Source organism: Blautia acetigignens, assembly GCF_025566865.1.
Lineage (GTDB): Bacteria > Bacillota > Clostridia > Lachnospirales > Lachnospiraceae > Blautia_A > Blautia_A acetigignens.
The window spans coordinates 20668-44067 of the sequence record NZ_JAOQJM010000009.1 but is presented as its reverse complement, the minus strand read 5'-3'; the positions used below and the strand labels follow the sequence as shown (position 1 = coordinate 44067).

The following is a 23400-nucleotide window of genomic DNA, read 5'->3' as shown; positions in this document are numbered from 1 at the left end:
TTTCCATGGATGTCCAGCAGTTCTTTTATTGGGAAAAAAATTATTCTTCCTGTCCCAGCTTCACAAAGATCGGTTCGTGCTCCATTGCCGGGATAATTTTTTCCATCATATCTTTCATGTCAATTTTCAGGCTGGAGGTGTTGATGCAGGGATGGCAGCCGATATAAGGCTCTTTCAGGAGATCCTCGTCAATAAGCAGCTGAACGTGATGCTCCTTGTCATTCATCAGACCGAGGACGCTTACAGAGCCAGGGGTGATGTCCAGGTATTTTTCCATATAAGTCTCATTTCCAAAGGAAAGTCTGGCTACGCCAAGCTGGGAGGAAACTTCCTTGGTCTTGAATTTTTTGTCTCCGGGAAGAAGGAGAAGGTAGAAGTTGGTCTCCTGGCGATTGCAGAGGAACAGGTTCTTGCAGATGACAGCGTCCAGGATTTTGTCTACATCTTTGCAGGCTTCGATGGTCATGAGAGCTTCGTGGTCGACTCTCTGATACGGTATATTCAGGGAATCCAGAAAATCATATACGCGTATTTCTTTTTCAAGCCTTCCGGTGGTATCGGAAGGACGTCCGGTTTCAAGGGTTAATTCCATAGTGATTGTGCTCCTTTTATGATAGCTGCGGCGCATAGGTGCGCTGAACAGCTGAATTTTTTGGCTGGGTTTGGGGTTATTGTGGCATGGTGCAGTTTTACTGTAAAGAAGGAGATTGGTTTGCATGATTCTTAAACTTTTCTAAATTCTTTGAAGAGTTTACCGGGAAGCAGATTATTTATGGTAAGATAGGGATATGCAACTGAAAGGAATGATTACAGAATAATCAGGAGGAGCATATCTGAATGAACAATATTACAAAGAATGCACTGGAAGAATCTTTGAAGAAATTTCTGCTGCAGAAGCCGCTGGATAAGATTACCATCAGTGACCTGACAACAGATTGCGGCATTAGCCGGATGGCGTTTTATTATCACTTTAAGGATATTTATGATCTGGTAGAGTGGGCATGCATCGAGGACGCCTCCCGGGCTTTGCAGGGGAAAAAGACCTATGACACCTGGCAGGAGGGGCTTCTTCAGATTTTTGAGGCAGTGCTGGAAAATAAGCCGTTTATTTTAAATGTATACAGGTCCGTCAGCAGAGAGAGGGTGGAGAATTATCTGTATGCCCTTACCTATGAATTGATCGAGGGCGTAGTAGAAGAACAGAGTGAGAATCTTATGGTCACAGAAGAGCAGAAGAAATTTATTGCAAACTTCTATAAATACAGCTTCGTAGGTGTCATGCTGGACTGGATCAAACGTGGAATGAAAGAATCCCCGGAAGAAATGGCAGGTTTGATTACTGTGACGATGCACGGAAATGTGGGGAATTCTTTGCGGAATATGGAGAAAAATAAATAACATACTTTACAAAATCAGGCGGATGATAAGTTTTTTGTCATCTGCCTTGTTTTGTAAATTGAGGAAAATTTATTTTCGACGTAGAATACACTCAGAAACAGGAAATACTAAGAAATAGAAAATTATAAATAGTCTGAATGAAAGGTGGTAATTTTTATGTCAAAGAAGAAACATTCCGTATTAGGTATGGCAGCACTTGCCGCAGCTGGTGCAGGAGTAGCAGTTCTGGCAAATAAGAGCCGTGAGGAGAAACAGATCACAGAAGCACACGTAGACCCGAATTACCGCAATACAGAGCGCGGCAAAAACGAGAAAAACAGCAAGGGCATTTATTATACAAACGGTAATTACGAAGCATTTGCCCGCCCGGAGAAACCGGAAGGCGTAGATGACAAGCATGCATATCTGGTAGGAAGCGGACTTGCTTCCCTGGCAGCAGCTTGTTTCCTGGTAAGAGACGCACAGATGCCGGGAGACCACATTCATATTCTGGAGGCAATGGACATTGCAGGCGGTGCATGTGACGGTATCTTCGATCCAATGAGAGGCTACGTAATGAGAGGCGGACGTGAGATGGAGAACCATTTCGAGTGCCTCTGGGATCTGTTCCACAGCATTCCGTCTCTGGAGAAACCAGGCGCATCTGTACTGGATGAGTATTACTGGCTGAACAAGCATGATCCGAACTACTCTCTTTGCCGTGCAACTGTAAATCAGGGAAAAGATGCTCATACAGACGGCAAATTCAACCTGAGCCAGAAGGGCTGCATGGAGATCATGAAGCTGTTCTTTACAAAGGATGAGGATCTTTATGACAAGACCATCGAAGATGTATTCGATGATGAGGTACTGAATTCCACATTCTGGTTATACTGGAGAACTATGTTTGCATTCGAGAACTGGCATAGTGCACTTGAGATGAAGCTTTATATCCAGAGATTCATTCACCACATCGGCGGACTTCCGGATTTCAGTGCTTTGAAATTTACAAAATATAATCAGTATGAATCTCTGATCCTTCCAATGCAGAAATATCTGGAAGAAGCAGGTGTTGATTTCCAGTTCAACACAGAGGTTACCAATGTACTTTTCGATATCCACGATGGAAAGAAAGTGGCAACAGCTATTGAGTGCAAAGTAAAAGGTGTTGAGAAGGGAATCCTTCTTACTGAGAACGACTATGTATTTGTTACCAACGGAAGCTGTACAGAGGGAACTATTTACGGTGACCAGAATCATGCTCCAAATGGAGATGCAGAGGTTCGTACAAGCGGATGCTGGAGTCTCTGGAAAAATATTGCAAAACAGGATCCGTCCTTCGGACATCCGGAGAAATTCTGCTCTGACATTGCAAAAACAAACTGGGAGTCTGCAACTGTTACTACACTGGATGACAAGATCATTCCTTATATTACAGATATTTGTAAGAGAGATCCAAAGAGCGGAAATGTTGTTACCGGCGGAATTGTAAGCTGTCAGGATTCCAGCTGGCTGTTAAGCTGGACCATCAACCGTCAGGGGCAGTTCAAGGATCAGGATAAAGATAAGGTTTGCGTTTGGGTATATGGTCTTTTCACAGATGTACCTGGCGACTATATAAAGAAACCGATGAAGGAGTGTACCGGTAAAGAGATTACAGAAGAGTGGCTGTATCACATGGGTGTGCCGACTGATCAGATTGAGGATCTGGCTGAGAACAGCGCAGTTTGCGTACCGACCATGATGCCATATATCACAGCATTCTTCATGCCGAGAGCAAAAGGCGACAGACCGGACGTTATCCCGGATGGCTGTGTGAACTTCGCATTCCTTGGACAGTTCGCTGAGACTCCAAGAGACACTATTTTCACAACTGAGTATTCTGTACGTACTGCTATGGAGGCTGTATACGGACTTATGGGCGTTGACCGTGGTGTTCCGGAAGTTTGGGGCAGTGTTTACGATGTACGTGAACTTCTTGATGCCAGTGTTAAACTGATGGATGGCAGATCACCACTTGAAATTGAACTTCCTGGACCGCTGAATCTGGTAAAGAAACCTCTGCTGAAAGCAATTAAGGGCACCTTAGTCGAGAAGGTACTGAGAGACCATGATGTGATTAAGGATTATATGCTGGAGAAATAAGCGGTGGTGAAAATTTTATAGTAACATATGGAAGGATGTCAAGTGAAGCCCCTGGCTGCGGGAAATAATCTGCCGTGATAAAGTAAGTCAAGCGGATATTCCAGGTCCGCTTCGCTACTTGCTCATAGCAGAACAATTGCTTCGTAGTTTATCAGGAGGAGCACAAACAATAATTGAAATCAATCAAAAAAACAATCGTAAAAAATACGATTGTTTTTTTGCGCGTTTTTGCATATAATAATAGAAATATAATTGAAAAGGAGCTGAATCGTATGAAGGAAACACGAACAATAGAGTTTAAAGAAAATGTTACAAACACTTTTTTGAAAACTGTTAGCGCCTTTTCAAATTACGATGGCGGTATGATATTTTTTGGCGTTGACGAGTATGGGGCAAAAAGGCATTATAATGGTTGAGGGCAGAGGCAGAGGTACGAAATATATTATAAGATAAGCATGTCTTTACACCGGGGAGAGCCTTGCCGCAGAAGCATTATAGCTTTTGCAGCAAGGCTTTTTTAGACATTTATTTTAATTTCCCTGAACCGTGTAAATCTGTGTATCTGCATTCTTAAATACCAGATAAACATCATGTGTTCCGGAAACTTCGGAAGTCAGCTCAGCTTCCACATTTGTATAACCAAGCTCATGCACTTCATAATCTTCAACTGCATCCACCGTATAAGTATTCACGTCAGTCGCACCAAAGTTAAATTCTGCAACCTTTTCGCCATCTGGAGAATCCAGGTGAACTTCGATTCCGGTTTCGCCTTCGCCATCGTAAGCAACAGAAGCAGTCAGTTTGGTAATGCCGTCTAGAATTACGCCATTCAAGGCTGTCCATGCGCCTTCGTTTCTTGCCATAACAGTTGAATATCCGCCAACCAGCACATCATTTTTCAGGTTTTCAGCGGTGTGAGCTTTGGAATACTCGTTATAGGTCAGATTAGAAGCAGCAAAGCTCTTGTCATATACGCAAACTGGTTCACTGATATCAAGACCATCAAAATCAGATCCTGTGATTTCAGCCTGTGCAGTTGCTTTTACATCCTGGCTGGAAGCACCTGCTTCGAAAGTATAAGTTCCAGCTTCAATTTCATATTCATCGGTGTTGCTGTTCCACAGTGCCATATCTTCACCAGAAACCTTTAAGGTCACTTCCTTTGTCTCTCCGGTATCAAGCTCAATTTTTTCAAAAGCAACCAGACGTTTCTTAGGAGCATAATTTTCATAGGTAGAATCCGGATTGGAAGCGTAAAGCTCAACGATCTCTGCCCCAGCCTTGTCACCCGTATTTGTTACGGAAACGGTAGCTGTAAAATTGCCGTCAGTGTCTTGTTCTCCGATGCTCAGTTCGCCGTATTCATAAGTAGTATAGCTCAGTCCATAACCAAAATCATAAGTAACAGGTGCGTTTGTATACTGGTAAGTAAGTCCGGTCGCTGCTGCGTCTGCCTGGGTAATATCAACTGTATATCTTGGGGCAATGCCGTTCAGATCAGTAGTGTTGTTGGTTCCGTCTGGAATGCTGTAATCATCCAGAAGTGGGAATGCAGACATATCTGCGTACCAGGTGGAGGTCAGTTTTCCAGTAGGAGTTACATCACCATAAAGAACCTGTCCAGTTGCATATCCGTCATATTGTCCGGCATATGGAGCGTATACAATTGCTGCAACATTTTCATTATTTTGAATTTCTTCTGCAATTACAGGGAAAACGCTGTTGATCACAACAATTGTTTTGCCAGGATAAGCAGCAGAAATATTGTCAATCAGTTCGTACTGGTCTTTTCCAAGGTAAAGATCACTTCGATCGCTTCCCTCGCCAGCACTATGACGGGTAGGAGCACCTACGACAACTACTGCATAGTCAGCACCTGCATTTACCGTTACACTTCCTGTTTCCTGAACGGTTTCTACGGTAAACTGGTTTTGTGTTTCGGCTGCAAGGGTGGTCTGGCCGTCTTTGTCCACGATTTGGTCAGTATATCCTACAGTGCCATCTTCTGCAGTTGTGAGAAGACGGGTGTTTTTATAATAAGTGCTCTCTGCGCCGAAGAAGGATTCACTGTAGCAGTTGAGAAGAATATTTGAAGAACCGTCATCATTTGTGGCAATGCTGATTCTAGATGGAAGAGTTGCAGTGTAAGAAGTTGCAGAAAGTCCGGTGTCAGCAACGTTCAGTTCTTCTGTTCCCACTACTCCAAATTCAATATTTCCGTCTCTGTCTTCAGAGAATTTCAGCCATAGTCCGTTATTAGAATTGTTATCTACACATTTATAGCTGTAGCCGTCGCCCTGTCCCCAGGAATATGCCTCGAATTTGGATGCCTCATCGGCAGTGTCCGCAGAAGCGGTAAGTATTCCGTTTTTGTCAGCCACCACATATTTTCCACTCTGGGAAGCTTTCAGCACAATAATATTGCCGTCGGAAGTCATTGTAATAGTATCTTCTCCTGCAACGGCCATCATACCGCGGCCGATTGAAAGACCTGCATTTTCCAGATCTGGAGTCCGTCCAACCGCATAAGTGGTTTTGAAACGTGCATCCGATATCGGTCCGGCAACTGCAACATTTGCGTCCTTGGCAAGTGGAAGAATATTGTTGTCATTTTTCAGAAGGACAATACTTTCCTGAGCAGCCTGAAGTGCAACTGCCTGGTGCTCATTATTTGTGTAGTCATATGCGGTGTCACTTGCGCCCATAGATTCTGAAATGAATGGATAGTTGACAGGATAACCGTTTTCGTCGCGTTCGTTAAATATGCCATTTCGAATCAGCGGAATCACCTGTGCCCGGGCTGTTTTTTTAATATCGCCAAGAGAAAGACCGGAGGTGCCGTTTTCCAGCTCTGCCATAACTGCGTCCTGATTTTCTGTGTTTGGCTCTTCCAGAGTGGACTGGTCGTTGGCTGCGCCCTGTCCGGTGCGCGCCATAAGCATAAGGGAAAGGGCATCAGAGTAAGTTGGAACATAGGAATTGTCATATCCATTTCCCATGCTGTTTTCAGAGTAAAGCTGCCAGTCAGAGGAGTAGTCAGTTACTACATAATTTCCACCGTCCTCACCCCAAGGGGCAAAACACTGAATCCACTGTACCAGTGGAGAAAGGCTGTTAGGAATACCGGCAGTACGTCCGTAGCTTGTCATAAAGCCGCTGACGGAACCGTCAGAAATACCTTTTTTGATATTTTTTGCCTGCTGTTCCATAACACTTCTCAGACTGTTTGCAATGTTGGCAGAACGTCTGAACTGTTGTCCGGCATAGTCGGTGTAATGCTTTGTGGTTACAATACATTTTGTCCAGAAGCCATCCTCATTTTCTTCCTCTTCAATTCCGGAAGCACCTGTCGCCATTGCATCAACCATTTCCGAAACGAGGGTTCCGTCTTCACCAAAACCTTCATCGTAGCGTCCGCTTAACGGATTTACACGAAGATCCTGCATTGCAGTACAGGTGACCGCATTAAAGTTACTGATGGTATCCAGAAAATCACAGGTGTTCAGGTTTTCAGTTCCAATTACTTTACCTACTTTTTTAACAAGTTCCTTGTTCCAGGTCTGACCGAGTGCAATGATTGCCGGGAAATCTGTAGAAACACCTTGCACATGATCGCCGAATAGTTCTGAACCTGGAATGATATTTCCGGCATGTTCGCCAAAGCGCAGCTGGTAATCGCCACGGTAGCCAAGGGCGTAGCGAACCATTCCTTCAGTTCCGATGTAATCCATCAGCACATCCAGATATGCATCCAGGTGGGCCGGGATACCATCAAACAGTGGAAGTCCTTTGTAGATGGAGTCCTCACCAGCTGTTTTAAATTCAATCTTTTCAGCAGATTCCTGTGCAGAATTGTCTGATGCATAGATTGCAAGAGGTGCATTGATAGTTGACATAACCATGGTTGTAGCTACTACAGAAGAAGCAAATTTGCGGCATTTTTTTAACTTTTTTTTCATTTTTATATCCTTTCGTGCTGAGAGTTGGTGAAATGGTCTGCCTGTTTTTCAAACATGCTCTAAGTATCTGCTTCAGTTTTTTTGTCTGAAATAGTTAACATAAAAATTACCTCTAAACTTTAATAAAAAAAGTTTCAGGAATTATCCACAGGCAGCATAAGCACTATCGTGCTCCCTGCGCTGCTGCTTTCCAGTACCTTCACGGTTCCCCGGTGCTCTTTAGCGATAGAGTCAACCAGTGCCAGCCCCAGTCCGGCACCGCCCATGGCTCGGCTGCGAGATTTGTCTACACGGAAAAAAGGATCAAAGATTTTTTTCTGATTTTCAGGTGAAATGCCGATGCCGGTGTCCGTTACCAGAACCATAGCCTGTCCGTTTTCCTGTTTGACAGAAACTGAGACAGAACCATGGGGGCGATTATATTTAATGGCATTTTCCACCAGATTGTAGACAGCACGATAAAGAAGTACATAGCTGCCGGTAACATCGGTATGCAAATCCTGATTGGAACTGTCATTAAAATGGATAGAAATTCCTGCTTTTTCTGCAATTGGATCCAGGTCGCAGAAAACCTCATCTACAAGCTCTTCCAGTGAAACCTGATCGGTTCGTGGAACAGATTTCAGGTTCGTCATGTCAAGAAGGGTTCCGACTAGCTGGGAAAGCCTTGCGGTCTGTTCTTTGATCATAGTGAAAAGCTGTCTGTACTCAATCATTTCCGGTTTCTGTTTTTTCTCAAAAACTTCCAGGTTGGTCTGCAATACTGCAAGAGGTGTCCGCAGCTCATGAGCTGCATTTGCAGAAAACTGCTTTTGTGTACTAAAGGCATTGTCCAGCCTGGTCAGCATTTCATTGAAAGAGCTGGTCAGCTGTGCAATTTCATCCTTTGAATTTGGAACTGGAAGCTGGGTGGAAAGGTTCTGAGCCTGAATCTGACTGACTTCGCTGGTTAGCTTCTGCAGTGGTGTAAGGGCCTTTTTCGTAAGAAAATAAGTACACACACTGGAAAGAAGAATAATGATCGTGGTGGCAATAACACTTCGAAGAAGAAAAGACTCTTTGGTTTCCTGGATTTCCTGCTCAAACTGAGGAAAAAGAGCTTTGGGATCTACATTAAAGGTAATAGGTGAATCTCCATCCTGTGGGTCTACCTTGATCATGTAGTTCTGCAATCCATCCATTCCCGATACGGCAGAATGGCTGATGAAGAAGTACATAAGAACACAGGAAACAATCATCAGTAAGGACAGCAATAAAGTAAGCTTCAGCTGAAGCGAGGTGTGGAAATGTTTTTTCGTCATCTGTATTCCTCCAATATATAGCCCTGGCCGATTTTATTCTGAATAGGGTCAAATCCAATTGCTGCCTTTAGTTTTTTTCTCAGAGATGAAATGTGCACACGGATGGAATTGCTGAAGGTATTTACGCTTCCGTCCCAAATATGTTCAATCATTTCTTCTGGTGAAATGACTCGGTTCTGATGGAGCAGGAAATATTCCAGAAGGCTGCTTTCTTTCCTGGTAAGGGAAAGCGGCACTCCATTTACAGAAGCTTCTCTTGTTCTGGTATCAAAGGTGAGCTGATTCCATTTCAGGCATACATCCTCCTGAACAAATTTCCGTCGGGTAAGGCTTCGGATTCTGGCTTCCAGCTCCTGAAAGTGAAATGGCTTGGTAAGATAGTCATTTGCTCCCAGATCCAGACCGTTTACTTTATCTTCAATCTGATCCCGGGCGGACAGGATTAGAACCGGGGTATTGGTATTGTGTTCCCGGAACTGGCGGAGAATTTCCAGACCGTCCGTGCCGGGAAGATTCAGATCCAGCAGGATCAGGTCATAATTTTCTGTCATACACAGGCAAAGCCCTTCGTCTCCATCGAAACAGATATCTGTTTCATAACCGTCTATGCGAAGTCCCTCTGCAACAGAACGGCAGAGCTGCTCTTCGTCTTCTATAATTAAAATGTGCATATTGTCTCCTTCCATAATGTAATTTTGTGTAAATAAGATACGAGTGCTAAAAGACATTCTGATACTCATTTTATATTATCATATTTTGAAAAAAATAAAAATCTTAACACAGATTTTATAGGAAAGATGTTAAAATACGTTCAGATAAATAAAAAACGCTGAAAGGAAAATTAAAAATGATGAATAAAAAAAGACTTATGGCAATTCTGGCAGCAGGAGTTCTGACAGCAACATCTTTCAATCCGGTTATGATCAAGGCTGAAAGCGTATCAGCAGAAGAAGCTGGTATGGCAGTACCAGCAGATGCAGCCGGAGCTGCCGTTTCCGCAGACGAAGCTGGAGCAGCTGTATCTGCAGATGAAGCAGGCGTAGTGGTAGCTGGTGATGGCTCTGAGACAGCTGTTTTCTCCGAAGATGGCACACCTGTGAAAAAAACAGTAAAAGCAGCAGATATTAATATGAATGTTCAGGATTCCTATGATTTCCCATTCCTTGGATTAAAGGCAGTCCTTCCGGAAGAATTGAAGAAACAGATGGAAACTTCTGATATGCTTATGGTCACAGAGGAAGAATGGAATGATGACATGACTGGCTTTAAGTATGCCTTTTTCCACTGGAATAAGCTTACTGAGGAGCAGAAGAACGAAGATGTAAATCTCCTTGGAACCGGTTATGATGACTGGCTTAAGAGCATCGAAAGAGTTGGTACACTTGGAGTTTACAGCAAGGATGTGATCGATGATCTGGATTCCATCACTGGCTGCAACGAGCACAAGGAGCTGGGAACCAGCGAGGATGGAAATTACAAGTATTATCTGAGCATTAATAAAAATGCAGAGTCTGATTTGACAGACGAGATTGAAAAAATTGAAACTACAATCACAGAAATGACAGCATTTGATCCAAGCAAATCCGTATTTGATATGCCGGCAGAAAATGCAAATCCAGATGCAGAAAATGTAGGTGCATTTGAGACAACTGATATTGACGGAAATGCCTATACAGAAAAAGTATTCAGCGACTATGATCTGACTCTTGTAAACTGCTTTACAACCTGGTGTTCTCCATGCGTAAATGAAATGCCAGACCTTGACAAGCTTTATCAGGAAATGAAAGAGAAGGGCGTGGGTGTAGTAGGAATGGTTATTGATTCTGTAGGCGAGGACGGAACTACAGATGAAGATACTGTGAAAAAGGCTCAGATTCTCAAGGAAAAAACAGGAGTTACCTATCCGCTTCTGATTCCGGATGCAGGAAATATGAACGGACGTATCAGCGGTCTCAGCAGCTTCCCGGAATCCTTCTTTGTAGATAAAGATGGAAACATTGTAGGAGAACCGATTATGGGCAGCAGAAGCCTGGAAGACTGGAAGGCAGCTGTAGAGAAGCAGCTTGAGGAAATTAAGGCAGGCAAATAATCAAAAATGGAGTAACCTATGAAAAAAATAATAGATTCAAAGTGGTCAGGAATTGCTCTTGCAGCGGCAGGCATTCTGATGATGGTTTATGGGATCAGCCGCGGAGAGATGGCGGTTGTCTTTACAAAGGCTGTAAATATTTGTATGGAGTGTATCGGAATTGGATAAAAAAATGAATATAAAAAACTGGCCCAGACATACCATACAGGCACTTTGGGCGCTGCTTACAAATTCACATATATCCGGATTTGTAACTGGAAAAATATACACAGGAAAGCTGAAAAATGCCTGTGTTCCGGGACTGAACTGCTACTCATGTCCCGGAGCAGCAGGAGCCTGTCCAATTGGTTCCTTACAGGCCGTGGTTGGAAGCTGGAACTTTAAATTTGCCTATTATGTAATCGGATTTCTGATTTTCGTAGGCGCGATCCTGGGAAGACTGGTGTGTGGTTTTCTTTGTCCATTTGGTCTGATCCAGGACCTGCTGAATAAGATTCCTTTTCCAAAGAAAATCCGTACTTTTAAATGGGACAAAGTACTTCGAAAACTGAAATATGTGATTTTCCTGGTATTCGTAATTTTGCTCCCACTATTCCTTACAGATATAATGGGACAGGGAGCTCCTTATTTCTGTAAACTGATCTGTCCGGCCGGAACGTTGGAGGGCGGACTTCCGCTGGTGCTTTTGAATAAAGCGATGCGCGGTGCCATTGGCTGGCTGTACATATGGAAAAATACGATTTTGATCGTAACGATTATTTTGTCCATTATTATTTACAGACCTTTCTGTAAATATATTTGTCCCCTTGGAGCTTTTTATTCCATATTTAATAAGGTATCCATTTACAGATACAGTGTAGATATGGATAAATGTATCCGCTGTGGAAAATGTGCAAAAGCCTGTCAGATGGAAGTCAACCCTGTGGAAAACCCTAACAGCCCGGAGTGTATCCGCTGCGGAAGATGTAAACAGGCCTGTCCGGTACATGCCATTGCGAGTGGGTGCAAGAGATAACAGGAATGCTTCTACCATTTTTATAGGGATTAACTTTAGGTATGTTTTATAAGAAAAAAAGCTTACTGCAATTTAGACATGGAAAAATGTATGTTTAAGTTGTAGTAAGCTTTTATTGTTTATGGTGTCAGGAAATACTCTCGATTACATTACGAAGATACTCGTAGCAGATCTTAAGATTTTTCTCACCTTCTTTATCCAGCGGAATCTGCAGTGTGCGTTCCACGCCATTTCGTGAAATAACGCATGGAAGGCTCATTGCGATTCCCTCTAAACCATATTCACCTTCCAGAACAACAGAAGCCGGTACGACGGCACGTTCATTTCGCATAATGGCTCCTACAAGACGGCAGACGCTAAGGCGATGCCTGAGCTTGTGTAGCCCTTCAGTTCTACAATGTCCAGACCGCTGACCTTCACCTCGTGAAGCAGCTTCTCACAGTCAACAGGCTCTTTCAGGCCAAACTGCTTCTGAAAATCATGAAAAGGAATTCCAACAATATTAACTGCATTCCATGGAATAAAACTGGTCCCACCGTGTTCCCCCAGAACGAAGCCGGTGACATTTTTGGCATCTACACCACACAAGTCGGCAAGCATTTTATTAAAGCGGGCAGTGTCCAGGAGAGTACCGGTACCAATCAGAAGATTTCGAGGATAGTTGAATTCCGTCTGTGCAATATAGGTAAGAATGTCCATAGGATTTGAAACATTAATAATAATAGCAGACCGGGTGTAAGCAGTGATCTGTGTCATGATTTCTTTCATCACCTGCACATTGGTCTGCAGCAGTACCATGCGGTCACGGGAGTTGCCAGGCTGAATGCTGGGACCTGCAGTGTTGATAATAATTTGGGCGTCCTTACAGTCTTCGTAGGTACCTACGCGGATGTTTGCATTGGCACTGTATGCAAAGGCAGTGGTGTGGCCGGCATCCAGTACGACCCCCAATGCTTTTTTTTCATTTCTGTTTATGACAACAATCTCATCTGCAAGATTCATTCGCAGAAGAGAGTCCAGAATTGCAGATCCCACATGACCTGCACCAATCAGAACAATTTTTCCATAACTTATATTTTCCATGATAATAGTCTCCTTTGAAAGAGTGGTTACGGCTCATGATTTGATTAGTAACCGCTTTAATGTATTAACTTGCGAATAGAATAGCACTTGTGTGTGGCAGAAACAAGTGTATTTTAGATTGCACTGTAAAAAAATAAAGTATGTTAAAAATGAAAACGATTTTCATATTGACTTTGAAAACGAACCTGTTATAATATGAAAATGATTTTCAAATTGGAGGCGTAAGCAATGAGTGAAAAAGCACAATATCGTACCAGGCAGATTACAGAGCTGGAGAATTATCTGTGCTCTATGAAAGGTAAACATGTTACGGTTAGTGATATATGTAAATACTTTAAAAATCAGGGAAGTTCCATTGGAATCACAACGGTTTACCGCCAGCTTGACCGGATGGTGGAGCAGGGCCTGGTTGCCAAATATGTGGTGGACGGAACCAGCAGCGCGTGCTTCGAATATCTGGGACATGATGAGCATTGTCATAAGCATTTATGCTTTCATTGCAAATGTGAAAAGTGCGGAAAGGTGATTCATCTGGAATGTGAAGAGATGACACATCTGGGAGAGCATATGCTGGCAGACCATGGATTCCAGTGGGATTTTACCAGGACGGTGTTTTATGGAATCTGTGAGGAGTGTAGAGAAAAATAATGAGGTTGATTATGCACAAATTAACAAATAAATTCAGAAAGTTACTTTTGTCAGCTGTCACAATAGGCACTGTAGGTCTTCTTGCAGGATGCGGTGTAAGTGCGTCTGGGGTGGAAGCTGACAATTCTGGTGTGACGGAAAGCCAGAGTGAGGCTAATGGAAGCGGACAAAATTATGCCGGTTCAGATAGTCAGAAGCTCCAGATTGTAGCCACCATTTTTCCGGAATATGACTGGGTAAAAGAAATCCTGGGTGAACAGGCTGACAATGTGGAGCTTACCTTGCTTCTTGGCAATGGAACTGACATGCACAGCTTCCAGCCTACCATGGAGGATATTTTGAAAGTATCTACCTGTGACATATTCATTTATGTAGGCGGCGAATCTGATGCCTGGGTAGCTGATGCGCTGAAAGGCGCCGGAAACCCGAACCGAAAGGTCGTCAATCTGATGGAGGTGCTGGGAGATCAGGTGAAAGAGGAAGAAATTGTGGAGGGGATGCAGGACGAAGATGGACACGCCCACGAAGACGGACACACCCATGATGATGATCTGGAATATGACGAGCATGTCTGGCTGTCTTTGAAAAATGCGTCTCTTTTCTGTGACACCATTGCCAGTATCCTTGCCGACGCTGATCCAGAGCATTCAAAGCTTTACCAGCAGAATGCAGATACTTATGAGGAGAGGTTGGCGGTCCTCGATCAGGAATATAAGACAACTGTAGAACAGTCTCAGTTTAAAACAGTCCTTTTTGCAGATCGTTTTCCATTCCGCTATCTGACAGATGATTATGAGCTTACCTATTATGCTGCCTTTACAGGATGTTCTGCGGAAACAGATGCAAGCTTTGAAACCATTACATTTCTTGCCGGAAAATTAGATGAGTTGAAGCTTCCGGTGGTATTCACTATAGAAAACTCAGACCAGAAGATTGCGAAAGCAGTGATTGAAAATACGAAAACCAAAGATCAGAAGATTTTGTCTTTAAATTCCATGCAGTCTGTTACAAAGAAGGAAGTAGAAGAGGGAACTACATATCTCTCTATCATGGAAAATAATCTTGAGATTCTGAAGGAGGCATTATGAAACTGATCACATGTGAAAATCTGACTCTTGGCTATGAGGGAAAAGCTATTTTGTCAGGACTGAACTTTACCGTAAATTCCGGAGATTATCTTTGTATTGTAGGAGAAAACGGGTCAGGGAAATCTACGTTAATGAAAACTCTTCTTCATCTGCAGTCGCCTATGGCAGGAACCATTACCATGGGGGATGGACTGAAAATCAATGAGATTGGATATCTTCCTCAGCAGACAGCTCTTCAGAGAGACTTTCCGGCATCTGTAGAAGAGATTGTTATGTCCGGCTTTCTGGGCAGAATGGGACTTCGCCCGTTTTATACCAAGGCCGAGAAGAAGGAAGCCAGAGAACTCATGGAAAAAACAAGAATTACCGATCTGGCTGCTCGTTGTTACAGAGAGCTTTCCGGTGGACAGCAGCAGAGAGTGCTTCTTACCAGAGCCTTATGTGCTACGAGAAAAATCCTTCTTCTGGATGAGCCGGTTTCCGGCCTGGATCCGGTGGCAACTGCGGATATGTATCAGATTATCAGTGAATTAAATAAAGAAGACCATGTAACAATTATTATGATTTCACATGACATTGGGGAAGTGGCAAATTACGCCAGCCATGTGCTTCATATCGGACATAGACTTTTCTTTGGAACAAAAGAGGAATATATGAATAGTAAAATCGGGAAACATCTTGCGGTTGCAGGAGAGGAGGCAAAAGCATGAGCGGAATTATTGAAAAGCTGACATTTTATTTTCAGTATCCATTTGTGTGGTATGCGCTGATTGTTGGAATTCTCATTGCGTTGTGCTCTTCCCTGTTAGGCGTTACTTTGGTACTTAAGCGATTTTCCTTTATCGGTGACGGACTTTCTCATGTGGCATTTGGTGCTATGGCCATTGCCTCAGTATTGAATTTCAGTAACAACATGCTGTTTGTAATGCCTGTGACAGTAATCTGTGCTGTGCTGCTTCTTCGAACCGGTCAGAGCACAAAGATAAAGGGGGATGCAGCAATTGCAATGATCTCAGTGGGAGCGCTGGCTGTGGGATATCTTTTGATGAATGTATTTTCCACGGGTGCCAATATTTCCGGAGATGTGTGCAGCAGTCTGTTTGGCTCCACTTCTATTCTTACATTGACGAGAACGGAGGTATGGCTTTGCGTAGTTGTTTCTGCCATTGTGGTGATTTTGTTTGTGGTTTTTTATCACAAGATATTTGCAGTAACCTTTGATGAAAATTTTGCCAAAGCGACAGGAACAAAAACAGATGTGTATAATTTGCTGATTGCGGTGATTACGGCGGTAATTATTGTACTTGCCATGAATCTGGTAGGCTCTCTTTTAATTTCTGCGCTGATTATTTTCCCAGCATTGTCAGCTATGCGGATTTATAAGCGCTTTCGGGCTGTGATTATTTTTTCTGCAATTTTGTCTGTGGTGTGTGCATTTTTTGGAATTATTGTTTCTATACTGGGAGGAACTCCGGTTGGTTCTACCATTGTAGCTGTGGACATTGTGGCATTTCTTGTAACAAGCATTATCGGAAAAATATTGGAAAGATAAGATGATAGCAATAAAAAGGACAGGCAAAACAGTACTTAAAAATACTGAGTTGTCTGTCTTTTTTGCTATTAATGCAGGTGCAATCTGGCTGCTACTGGAAAAATTTTACCGCCAGGATCACTACGCCAAGAACGGTAAGCACAACGCCAAGTGCACGGTTCAGTGTTTTGGCAGATGCTTTGTTCGCAAATACAGCAGCAAGGCGGGCAAATACCAAAGTGCTTACAGCACAGAGAACCAGAACGGTAATGTCTGGCATACCGCCCAGATAAAAGTGACTGGCAGCACCTGTAAATGCGGTGAAGGTCATGATAAAGACACTTGTTCCGACTGCGGTTTTCAGTTCGTAACCAAGTACGGAGGTAAGGATAAGAAGCATCATCATTCCACCGCCGGCACCTATGAAACCACAAATCAGACCAATTACAGTGCCGCAGAGGATGGACTGGATAATGCGGGTTTTTTTGTCAACAGCCATCATTTTTTCCTTGGTGGTCATAACTGGTTTCACAATAAACTTAATACCGAGAAGCATAGTCATAAAAGTGGAAAAGCTTCCCATAGTATTTCCTGAGATAAATTTGGAAAGGAAGCTGGCAATAAAGGTAAAAATCATGACAGTGAACATCATTACCAGACCGTTTTTGATATCCAGGTTTTTGTTCTTTCCATATTCATAGGAAGAAACTGCACTGGCCAGTACATCACTGGCAAGCGCAATTCCGATTGCCTGATAAGGGTCCATTCCGAGAAACGTGATCAGCATAGGGCTGATTACCGCAGCTGCACTCATTCCGGCGAAGCCTGTGCCAAGTCCTGCACCAAGTCCGGCAAGAATACAGACAATGACAGTTGTAATCATAATAATTCTCCTTTCTTATTGTGGGTAATTGCAAGAATATTTTCTTTGAATTTCTGTATGATTTGTGTATAAGCTGCAAGCTCTTCTTCTGAGATACCATGAGTCAGGCGCTTTCCAAATTCCTGCTGAACAGCCCGACCTTCCTGAATGATGGGAGCACTTTTTTCTGTGATGAGCAGACGCCAGATTCGTCGGTCGATGTCATCTGACTGTCGTAACAGATAGCCGTTTGATACCAGAAAATCAACTGCTACAGACGCAATGCCGGTGCGAATTCCGCGAATTTCGCAGATATCTCTGGCTGTGTTGTATTTTGGGTTATTTGCCAGAAACATAAGTACATCAAAGCTGGTCTGATTCAGCTGGAATTTTTTGCATACAGGCTGACAAAAGGCTTCGTATGCCTTCATGGTCTTGGTACTAATGAAGATAAGGTCGATTGGATTCATGATGTAGTGTCACCTTCTTTACAATTGTTCTAAAATTAAACATTCTAATATTAGAATAAATTTTGCGATATGTCAATATGTGATAGCAAAAAAAGGAAAGTCTCTACATAAGGATATACAAGTTCACAAATTCTTCACAAAAAATTAGCACTCACCTCTTGATAATGGAAGTCGATTTTTGTCCTGTCTTGTGTATCCCGGAAGTGCCTGTTTTACAGGCTTTCCGGGGCATCAGTCATTTTGTCTGGTCCAGGAAGATGACGGATATTATTTCAGTGCAGATTCCTTTATAGAAGAAATGAGAGCTATTCAGTTTACTGGAAGCTGTCAGAGTGCCTATCATTATGTGGCTTCCTGTTCAGTGAAGTGGGTAAATGATAAGTTACTGACATTTTTCAAAGACGCTGGTCTTGATGGAAAAGCAGGCTGGCAGTTGTTCAAAGAGAAAGAGTATCTTGGCAAACTGGATAATCAGAAAGAAGTTGAGAAATTACTGGAACAGTATATTCTTCGGTTTGAGCGAGATCCAAAAGAAGAACCGGAACTGAGCTGTTTTCACTTATTTGATGCAAAAGGGAATGTGAAAGGTGTCCGGGATATGGAGATTGTAGATTATCTGGTGGAGAATGTTCAGTTTTTTGTGGTGGGAATCACACCGTATTATTATGAGCATGGTGTTTTCTTGGAAGACCATGATGGGGTAAAATGGATATTATGATCCGGTTACGGGTGAAATGCTGGAACACAATCCAGATTATCTGACAATCAATCAGATACCATTTCCCTATTATCCGGAGGACAGGGAGCAGGTATTGCAGGGTGGAGAAAATATCAAAAAGTATCTTGCATCGTCTCTTCCTAACAAAGAAGAACAGCAGACATTCTGGGAGTATTTTGGATACTGCATGACACAGGATACGCAGTTTCAGAAATTCCTTACACTGAAAGGAAATGGTGGAACCGGAGAGTCTGTGGCAGTATCGCTGATCCAGCATGTAGTTGGAATCACCAATATGTCCAGCATTTCTTTACAGGATTTAAATAAACGATTCTATGCGACTGGAATGTATGGAGTATTTCTGGGGAATGGGATACATTATGGTAGTTCTGTTTGCAATTCTACAGAATGGTGCTTTTCAACATGATTTCATAGATTTTTTCATGACTCCATTCATGTGGTATATTCGATTTTGTAAATGGCTGGTATATCCAACTTATGATAATGGATTTAACCAGAAAATAGCATATACAGGTGGAGAAGTATGGGTTATCAGGATTCTGGCAATCGTAGCTGTGCTTTTCATAGTGGGAATCTTAATAGTAATACCGTCAATGTCAAAAACAATATGCTTATACTTCATGCTGCCACCTTTCCCTGTCTGTATCAAAATAACGTAGTACCCTGCATGGATTCCCTACTGCAACACAATTAGGAGGGACAGGGCGGGTAACCACGCTTCCAGCCCCTATCACGCTGTTTTCTCCTATAGTGACTCCGGGAAGAAGAATACAGCCGCCGCCAATCCAGACATTGTTTTCTATCTCTATCGGACGTGCATAGGTTCTGAAAAATGTTGTCTTGCGTTCCCTCCAATCCGGCACAAGCCTTTCCTGTGGCAATACAGGGTGCGAAGATGTATACATCTGCACATTTGACGCAATCAATACCCTGTCACCAATTCGGATAGTTTTGTTATCCACAAAGGTACAATTCATATTGATTATCACATCATTTCCCAAAAATATATTTTTCCCATAGTCGCAATGAAAAGGCGTGTCGATTGCCACATTTTCTCCCATTCCACCCAACAGCTCCCGAAGAATGGAAGTGCGTTTTTCCATATCTACATAATCAGAAAAATAATATTCCCGTGTCAATTCCCTTGTGCGGGCAATCTGCTTTAATGTATCGCTGTCCGCAGTTTCCAAAAAATCACTGGATTCGTAATACATAATATCCCTCCTTAACGAAAACTATTTTCCACAATGCCCGGAAGCAGAGAATAGATAGAACAGCCAATCTGATTTTCAAACTGTTCTTTAATCTCTAAAATCTTTTTCCACCTGTCTATTGTCGCCGTGTGAACGCCGTACCGTATTGTCACGTCTACAAATCGCTTTTCCAAAAGACAGAACCCCGTCGGCATAGCCAATGCGTCACATAACTGTACAAGACGGTCATAATCATCATATACCGCATTTGCAACAAATTCTTTCATAAACAGGTAATCCTCATCACTGACGTCAAACTCACCGATAGATGTGGCAATATCCTGTATCATAAATGCGTGGGATATACATATCTGTGCAGCTTTTTCCCATCCGCGCTCCATACAGTACCGATAGCCGTCTATCAGATGCCTTTCCGAACTCACTCCGGCATAGCGTCCAATATCATGCAACAGCCCGAAAATATATGCCTGTTCAGAAGATAAATCTTTACAATGTGATGCGATGTTTTTACATGCTTCGGCTACAAAACGGGAATGGTCTGCCCATGCTCCCGGATTGGATTCTGACGCTTCCCTTAATGCCAGTTCCGCGGTCTGAATGTTCAGTTTTACCACCTTGCGTTCACCTCCTGTAAATTGTTGATTTTCTTTACAAGTATCATTATAATGCAAAAGACATAGGAAAAATATTTCTTTTCCGCCATTACCTATCACTATTCTGACATTTTTTCCTATATTCTATAGGTGAACAATGTGCATATTCCCGAAAAACCTTTCCAAAATAACTGCTGCTCCCTAAACCACACTCATGACTGATAACAGTAACAGCTTCCTGCCCCTTTGCCAACATCTGACAGGCAACTTGTAAACGGTAAGCTGTTATATACTCTACGGGTGTCATGTGCAGACAGTCATGGAACACTCTATAACATTCCCTTTCGCTTAAATATGCTGCCGCAGCAAGTTCCGGAATAGATATTTTTTCTCTGTAATGTTCATGAATGTATATCATCATCAGCTTTATTTTATCGTTGCTTTTGTTATGTTCATTTTTCTTATCACGCATAGAACGAGAAAGTTCAAAAAGCATGAGCCATATTTCCGTTAGAGCTTCCCGTAGTTTTATTTCATATCCAAATTCATCACCGGATAAACAAAATGAGGCAGCAAGCAGTTTCAAAATCCTTTCTTCTTCTGCATTGCCCGGAAAAAGCGGGATTACCACAATCTGCGGGGCTGTTATGACAGGCGAAATATATTTTTGATCAATCCTGCTTCCCTGTTCTCCAGCAAGTAAGGATACGTCGAAAATATGAAGTAACTGCATATTCTTTTCTTTCTGCGATATTGCTTTTGTCATATGGAGTACATTGGGATTTATCATGCCGCCGCTTCCAGCCGGAAACAATATTTTTCCTCCTGGCGTATCATATTCAATGCTGCCGCTTTCCATATAAAAAAGTTCCACTGTCCTGTGCCAGTGCCACGGTACATAACACCCTATATATTTGTCAAGTTCTGCCCTCGAAGCGATATAGGGAAAATCTTTTTCAAAACCGGGAAGCAATTCTTCCTTGCTTCCGGTATAAAATTCAATGCTATGGATATTTTTCATGTCTGATCACCTGTACGTCTGGGATTTTGTATCTGCTTTATGGGTTAAATATACGGGAATAGCTCGGTAATTATGAATCAATCAAAACAGATGCATTCGGAAGATTATAAAAAATAGTAGCGTCACAAAAAGGCACAAAGCCAGGTCACAAAAGCCTCACAAAATAATTAGCACTCAGGTGATGCTTTTACAGGATACAATTGGAGAACACCTTCTGGAAGTAGATAAGGCAGCCAGAGAACGGGAAGAAGTGATTTTGAAGCAGTGGGCAGAATGAGAAAAATAGGGTAAAATGGGAAGATTTTGGGAACTCATAAGAAATGATTGTGCGGTAAAGTAACTTGAAATGCCAGTTTGGCACTTCAAATGGCAGTGGAACAGAAAATGGTTATGGCGGCAGACGTACGCTACCGTATGTATTTACAGAGCAATATGGAACACACCAGTGTGTGCTTTCGGTAAGGGAATCCTTGTTGAAAGAACTGGGAACAGTGGCTATTATGATTTAGCCACAGTTTACCAGCCCGTGCACGTCAACTATTGAAAGCACCGTATACCGATTAGTTATCCAACAACCATTTCCAAATAGGAATTACCTCAATATTGATTCCATCGCAATCAATAACCGCCTCTTCGCTATTAGTAATGAGAATACATTTGGCGTTGGGGATAAAATTATTTAGCTTCACAAAGGCTCTGGTTTCACGTTCTCTTGTATCTATGTTATCTAGAACCTGCATACTGACCTGGATAGCAAGATTGTCTAATGGTACATAAAAGTCAATTTCTACATTATTCTCAAAGAAATAGACATTTTCGGTACCATAACGTCGCATCAGCTCGATTGCAACAAGATTTTCCAGCTGAGCAGATTTGCAGTCTAGCAGCATAAGTCCTAGAAGTCCGGTATCCATAAAGTAATACTTAGGAGAAGTTTCTTTTTCTACAAGTTTGGCGGCATAGTTTTGCAGAGTAAAGAGCAGGTAGGAGTCTGTCATATAGCTGACATAGTTTATTACGGTTTGTTTACCGATAGACATTCCACTACTTTTTAATATATTAGTCAGTCGGTTATACGATAAAGGTTTTGTGACAGATTCTGCAATTTTCTTTAGGATTAGCCTTATTGCAAAATCATTGGTGATTTTATTTCTGGTTATAATATCACCGAGATATACAGTTTGATAGATACTGCTTAAAAAAGCTCGTTTATTTCTTATCTCAACTAATTCTGGAAATGCTCCATAGGTTACATATTTGTTATATTGATTTTGGACATCTGCTCTGTCTTTGGTGCTAATAACATCCAGGTAATTCTTTGTCATATTATTTGCAATAAGATATTCAGAGAAAGAATATGGATAAATATTCATAATAACAAAACGCCCACCTAAAGTGGAAGCTATTTCGCTGCTTAGCATTTTACTATTACTGCCGGTAATATTGATTCGATACTTCATATCTGCAATTCTGCGAACGAACTTCTCCCACCCGTTAATATTTTGAATCTCGTCTAAAAATAAATATGGCTTGATATCAGTTTCGGATATTTCTAATCCAATTTCTAAAATGAGATTTAAATCTTCAGCAGTCATTTCCAAAAGACGCTCATCTTCAAAATTTACATAAATAATTTGGGACAAGGGAATTCCATCGGCTTCTAATTGTTTTATTTGTTGATACATCATATATGACTTTCCGGTTCTTCTGATACCAACAAAGCAATAGTTGACATTGGCTTCTAGAAAATATTGTCTTGTGCGCAAGACAATATTATGAATAAGTTGTCTTGTTCAATGAGGATAGAGATATAGATAGTATATGCGTATTGATGGGTATTATAACAGGGAGCCGATTGGCTTGTCAGATAATCCGGAAGAAGCTACATTTTCTTTTGCCCATGCAACCATACCTTTGGATGCGTCTACATGCGTTACGCTTGCTCCGGCAGCAGCTGCTGCAAGTGTTGTACATCCGGTATAGGCAAAAAGGTTCAATGCCTTGATTGGTCTTCCGGCATTTATAATCTTTTCAGAGAACCAGTCCCAGTTTGTTGCCTGTTCCGGAAGGCTGAACAATATCTGTGAACATTCACAATCACAAATCACAAACAATCACAAATTCACAAAGAGTTCACAAAATAATTAGCACTCACCTCTTGATAATGGAAGTCGATTTTTGTCCTGCTTTGTGTGTCTTGGAAGTGCCTGTTTTACAGGCTTTCCGAGGCATCAGTCATTTTGTCTGGTATTGTAAAGCAGTGTC

At 42.2% G+C, this 23400-nt stretch carries 23 protein-coding genes and 3 pseudogenes; 13 read left to right on the top strand and 13 right to left on the bottom strand.

Features of this window, described 5'->3' with window-relative positions:
- Positions 1-40: 40 nt before the first annotated feature.
- Positions 41-592, bottom strand: a complete 552-nt coding sequence (locus OCV70_RS11775) for a prolyl-tRNA synthetase associated domain-containing protein (protein WP_021925081.1) — start codon at positions 590-592, stop codon at positions 41-43.
- A 245-nt stretch (positions 593-837) separates the two neighbouring features.
- Here OCV70_RS11775 and OCV70_RS11770 point away from each other — a divergent pair, with 245 nt between their 5' ends.
- From OCV70_RS11770 to OCV70_RS20205, 3 genes are all read left to right on the top strand, one after another.
- On the top strand, positions 838-1398 hold the full coding sequence (locus OCV70_RS11770) for a TetR/AcrR family transcriptional regulator (RefSeq protein WP_021925080.1): 561 nt from the start codon (positions 838-840) through the stop codon (positions 1396-1398).
- A gap of 156 nt (positions 1399-1554) precedes the next feature.
- Positions 1555-3522 carry an oleate hydratase gene (locus tag OCV70_RS11765; protein WP_021925079.1) on the top strand — a complete coding sequence of 656 codons (1968 nt, stop codon included), beginning with the start codon at positions 1555-1557 and terminating at the stop codon, positions 3520-3522.
- 173 nt (positions 3523-3695) lie between these two features.
- Positions 3696-3938, top strand: coding sequence for an AlbA family DNA-binding domain-containing protein (locus OCV70_RS20205; protein WP_021925078.1), 243 nt, complete (start codon positions 3696-3698; stop codon positions 3936-3938).
- A gap of 114 nt (positions 3939-4052) precedes the next feature.
- Here OCV70_RS20205 and OCV70_RS11755 read toward each other — a convergent pair whose 3' ends face one another.
- The 3 genes from OCV70_RS11755 to OCV70_RS11745 form a co-directional block, all read right to left on the bottom strand.
- A complete protein-coding gene (locus OCV70_RS11755; RefSeq protein ID WP_262579710.1) occupies positions 4053-7481 on the bottom strand; it encodes a glycoside hydrolase family 3 protein in 3429 nt (1142 codons plus the stop codon).
- Between the two features lie 134 nt (positions 7482-7615).
- On the bottom strand, positions 7616-8782 hold the full coding sequence (locus tag OCV70_RS11750) for a HAMP domain-containing sensor histidine kinase (RefSeq protein WP_243000114.1): 1167 nt from the start codon (positions 8780-8782) through the stop codon (positions 7616-7618).
- Positions 8779-9453 (bottom strand): response regulator transcription factor, encoded by a 675-nt coding sequence (locus OCV70_RS11745; RefSeq protein WP_173716471.1) that lies wholly within the window; start codon positions 9451-9453, stop codon positions 8779-8781. The genes OCV70_RS11750 and OCV70_RS11745 overlap by 4 nt, the downstream gene beginning before the upstream one ends.
- Positions 9454-9629: 176 nt before the next feature.
- Here OCV70_RS11745 and OCV70_RS11740 point away from each other — a divergent pair, with 176 nt between their 5' ends.
- The 3 genes from OCV70_RS11740 to OCV70_RS11730 are packed head-to-tail and all read left to right on the top strand — an operon-like array spanning position 9630 to position 11886.
- Positions 9630-10871, top strand: a complete 1242-nt coding sequence (locus OCV70_RS11740; protein WP_173767091.1) for a TlpA family protein disulfide reductase — start codon at positions 9630-9632, stop codon at positions 10869-10871.
- 18 nt (positions 10872-10889) lie between these two features.
- On the top strand, positions 10890-11039 hold the full coding sequence (locus tag OCV70_RS11735; RefSeq protein WP_021925575.1) for a CD1871A family CXXC motif-containing protein: 150 nt from the start codon (positions 10890-10892) through the stop codon (positions 11037-11039).
- Between the two features lie 4 nt (positions 11040-11043).
- Positions 11044-11886: a 4Fe-4S binding protein gene (locus OCV70_RS11730; protein WP_021925574.1), complete on the top strand. Its 843-nt coding sequence runs from the start codon at positions 11044-11046 to the stop codon at positions 11884-11886.
- Positions 11887-12013: 127 nt separating this feature from the next.
- Here OCV70_RS11730 and OCV70_RS11725 read toward each other — a convergent pair.
- Positions 12014-12969, bottom strand: a pseudogene (locus OCV70_RS11725) (L-lactate dehydrogenase).
- Positions 12970-13197: 228 nt separating this feature from the next.
- On the opposite strand from OCV70_RS11725, the gene OCV70_RS11720 reads away from it, so the two are divergent.
- Genes OCV70_RS11720 through OCV70_RS11705 form a run of 4 tightly spaced genes read left to right on the top strand, consistent with a single transcriptional unit; the run spans position 13198 to position 16257 of the window.
- Entirely contained in the window at positions 13198-13617 is a 420-nt protein-coding gene (locus OCV70_RS11720) for a Fur family transcriptional regulator (protein ID WP_021925374.1), read from the top strand.
- An 11-nt stretch (positions 13618-13628) separates the two neighbouring features.
- Complete coding sequence (locus OCV70_RS11715) at positions 13629-14705, top strand: metal ABC transporter substrate-binding protein (RefSeq protein WP_021925373.1); 1077 nt, start codon at positions 13629-13631, stop codon at positions 14703-14705.
- Positions 14702-15415, top strand: coding sequence for a metal ABC transporter ATP-binding protein (locus tag OCV70_RS11710; RefSeq protein WP_173767093.1), 714 nt, complete (start codon positions 14702-14704; stop codon positions 15413-15415). The genes OCV70_RS11715 and OCV70_RS11710 overlap by 4 nt, the downstream gene beginning before the upstream one ends.
- A complete protein-coding gene (locus OCV70_RS11705; protein WP_173767095.1) occupies positions 15412-16257 on the top strand; it encodes a metal ABC transporter permease in 846 nt (281 codons plus the stop codon). The genes OCV70_RS11710 and OCV70_RS11705 overlap by 4 nt, the downstream gene beginning before the upstream one ends.
- 91 nt (positions 16258-16348) lie before the next feature.
- Here the strand turns inward: OCV70_RS11705 and OCV70_RS11700 are convergent, their stop codons facing one another.
- Complete coding sequence (locus OCV70_RS11700) at positions 16349-17119, bottom strand: sulfite exporter TauE/SafE family protein (protein ID WP_117849526.1); 771 nt, start codon at positions 17117-17119, stop codon at positions 16349-16351.
- Entirely contained in the window at positions 17116-17568 is a 453-nt protein-coding gene (locus tag OCV70_RS11695) for a MarR family winged helix-turn-helix transcriptional regulator (RefSeq protein ID WP_173767097.1), read from the bottom strand. Before OCV70_RS11695 ends, OCV70_RS11700 begins: the two co-directional genes overlap by 4 nt.
- Before the next feature lie 178 nt (positions 17569-17746).
- Between OCV70_RS11695 and OCV70_RS11690 the strand changes: the two genes are divergently transcribed.
- Both OCV70_RS11690 and OCV70_RS11685 read left to right on the top strand, forming a co-directional pair.
- Positions 17747-18286 (top strand): hypothetical protein, encoded by a 540-nt coding sequence (locus OCV70_RS11690; RefSeq protein WP_243280828.1) that lies wholly within the window; start codon positions 17747-17749, stop codon positions 18284-18286.
- A gap of 16 nt (positions 18287-18302) precedes the next feature.
- Positions 18303-18713 carry a hypothetical protein gene (locus tag OCV70_RS11685; RefSeq protein ID WP_243000112.1) on the top strand — a complete coding sequence of 137 codons (411 nt, stop codon included), beginning with the start codon at positions 18303-18305 and terminating at the stop codon, positions 18711-18713.
- Between the two features lie 69 nt (positions 18714-18782).
- Here the strand turns inward: OCV70_RS11685 and OCV70_RS11680 are convergent, their stop codons facing one another.
- The 4 genes from OCV70_RS11680 to OCV70_RS11665 form a co-directional block, all read right to left on the bottom strand.
- Complete coding sequence (locus tag OCV70_RS11680) at positions 18783-18929, bottom strand: hypothetical protein (protein WP_173767099.1); 147 nt, start codon at positions 18927-18929, stop codon at positions 18783-18785.
- Positions 18919-19521, bottom strand: a complete 603-nt coding sequence (locus OCV70_RS11675) for a sugar O-acetyltransferase (protein ID WP_117849524.1) — start codon at positions 19519-19521, stop codon at positions 18919-18921. Before OCV70_RS11675 ends, OCV70_RS11680 begins: the two co-directional genes overlap by 11 nt.
- An 11-nt stretch (positions 19522-19532) precedes the next feature.
- Entirely contained in the window at positions 19533-20135 is a 603-nt protein-coding gene (locus OCV70_RS11670) for an HDOD domain-containing protein (protein ID WP_117849523.1), read from the bottom strand.
- Between the two features lie 88 nt (positions 20136-20223).
- Positions 20224-21135 carry an AraC family transcriptional regulator gene (locus OCV70_RS11665; protein ID WP_173767101.1) on the bottom strand — a complete coding sequence of 304 codons (912 nt, stop codon included), beginning with the start codon at positions 21133-21135 and terminating at the stop codon, positions 20224-20226.
- A gap of 172 nt (positions 21136-21307) precedes the next feature.
- Between OCV70_RS11665 and OCV70_RS11660 the strand changes: the two are divergent.
- A pseudogene (locus OCV70_RS11660) lies at positions 21308-21409 on the top strand (TnpV protein); the annotation flags it as partial.
- Between the two features lie 286 nt (positions 21410-21695).
- Here the strand turns inward: OCV70_RS11660 and OCV70_RS11655 are convergent.
- Both OCV70_RS11655 and OCV70_RS11650 read right to left on the bottom strand, forming a co-directional pair.
- Positions 21696-22907, bottom strand: coding sequence for an ATP-binding protein (locus tag OCV70_RS11655; protein WP_416795313.1), 1212 nt, complete (start codon positions 22905-22907; stop codon positions 21696-21698).
- 81 nt (positions 22908-22988) lie between these two features.
- A pseudogene (locus OCV70_RS11650) lies at positions 22989-23201 on the bottom strand (SAM-dependent methyltransferase); the annotation flags it as partial.
- Positions 23202-23400 lie beyond the last annotated feature (199 nt).

Bases quoted from the DNA above. Each gene is read 5' to 3' on its own strand.
- OCV70_RS11750 (WP_243000114.1), bottom strand. From the start codon at position 8,782: ATGACGAAAAAACATTTCCACACCTCGCTTCAGCTGAAGCTTACTTTA.
- OCV70_RS11720 (WP_021925374.1), top strand. From the start codon at position 13,198: ATGAGTGAAAAAGCACAATATCGTACCAGGCAGATTACAGAGCTGGAG.
- OCV70_RS11755 (WP_262579710.1), bottom strand. From the start codon at position 7,481: ATGAAAAAAAAGTTAAAAAAATGCCGCAAATTTGCTTCTTCTGTAGTA.
- OCV70_RS11695 (WP_173767097.1), bottom strand. From the start codon at position 17,568: ATGAATCCAATCGACCTTATCTTCATTAGTACCAAGACCATGAAGGCA.
- OCV70_RS11765 (WP_021925079.1), top strand. From the start codon at position 1,555: ATGTCAAAGAAGAAACATTCCGTATTAGGTATGGCAGCACTTGCCGCA.
- OCV70_RS11735 (WP_021925575.1), top strand. From the start codon at position 10,890: ATGAAAAAAATAATAGATTCAAAGTGGTCAGGAATTGCTCTTGCAGCG.
- OCV70_RS11715 (WP_021925373.1), top strand. From the start codon at position 13,629: ATGCACAAATTAACAAATAAATTCAGAAAGTTACTTTTGTCAGCTGTC.
- OCV70_RS11705 (WP_173767095.1), top strand. From the start codon at position 15,412: ATGAGCGGAATTATTGAAAAGCTGACATTTTATTTTCAGTATCCATTT.
- OCV70_RS11710 (WP_173767093.1), top strand. From the start codon at position 14,702: ATGAAACTGATCACATGTGAAAATCTGACTCTTGGCTATGAGGGAAAA.
- OCV70_RS11665 (WP_173767101.1), bottom strand. From the start codon at position 21,135: ATGAAAAATATCCATAGCATTGAATTTTATACCGGAAGCAAGGAAGAA.
- OCV70_RS11775 (WP_021925081.1), bottom strand. From the start codon at position 592: ATGGAATTAACCCTTGAAACCGGACGTCCTTCCGATACCACCGGAAGG.
- OCV70_RS11680 (WP_173767099.1), bottom strand. From the start codon at position 18,929: ATGAAGTATAAGCATATTGTTTTTGACATTGACGGTATTACTATTAAG.
- OCV70_RS11730 (WP_021925574.1), top strand. From the start codon at position 11,044: ATGAATATAAAAAACTGGCCCAGACATACCATACAGGCACTTTGGGCG.
- OCV70_RS11740 (WP_173767091.1), top strand. From the start codon at position 9,630: ATGATGAATAAAAAAAGACTTATGGCAATTCTGGCAGCAGGAGTTCTG.
- OCV70_RS11745 (WP_173716471.1), bottom strand. From the start codon at position 9,453: ATGCACATTTTAATTATAGAAGACGAAGAGCAGCTCTGCCGTTCTGTT.
- OCV70_RS11700 (WP_117849526.1), bottom strand. From the start codon at position 17,119: ATGATTACAACTGTCATTGTCTGTATTCTTGCCGGACTTGGTGCAGGA.
- OCV70_RS11685 (WP_243000112.1), top strand. From the start codon at position 18,303: ATGCTGGAACACAATCCAGATTATCTGACAATCAATCAGATACCATTT.
- OCV70_RS11770 (WP_021925080.1), top strand. From the start codon at position 838: ATGAACAATATTACAAAGAATGCACTGGAAGAATCTTTGAAGAAATTT.
- OCV70_RS11675 (WP_117849524.1), bottom strand. From the start codon at position 19,521: ATGTATTACGAATCCAGTGATTTTTTGGAAACTGCGGACAGCGATACA.